The following is a 322-nucleotide window of genomic DNA, read 5'->3' as shown; positions in this document are numbered from 1 at the left end:
GCCGATTTTAACCAACCACCTATCATTCTTCCAATTTCCGAAGACATTTTCGACCAGTTTTCGTATTTTTTTACGGGCAGAAATTGTAAATCCTTGGCCAGTCCTTTGCATTCCTGACAATATTTCATTTCCCTGTCCAGTCTTATCAGTGCAAACGCATCCGATTCCGAGGGCGCTTTCACCCTCTCCGCCGCTGTGGCCATCTACGCTGCCAGATCCTGCTTGAGCAGCGATTCTCTTCTGCTGTTCCCACCATTCCCGGTATTGGTCGGGAAGTCGTTCTTTGTCTCGTTTATCGCTATTCCCTCCGGCATCCCTGCAC

The 322-nt window shown here is 49.1% G+C and carries 1 protein-coding gene; it reads right to left on the bottom strand.

Translation table 11 applies throughout. The features are described from left to right. Positions 1-203 (bottom strand): four helix bundle protein (locus EZM41_RS13945; protein ID WP_232619328.1); only part of this gene is annotated, 203 nt, incomplete at its 3' end. Positions 204-322 lie beyond the last annotated feature (119 nt).

Source organism: Acetomicrobium sp. S15 = DSM 107314, from assembly GCF_016125955.1.
Classification (GTDB): domain Bacteria; phylum Synergistota; class Synergistia; order Synergistales; family Thermosynergistaceae; genus Thermosynergistes; species Thermosynergistes pyruvativorans.
Note: the sequence above shows the minus strand (reverse complement) of the source record. Positions and strands in the feature narration are given on the sequence as shown.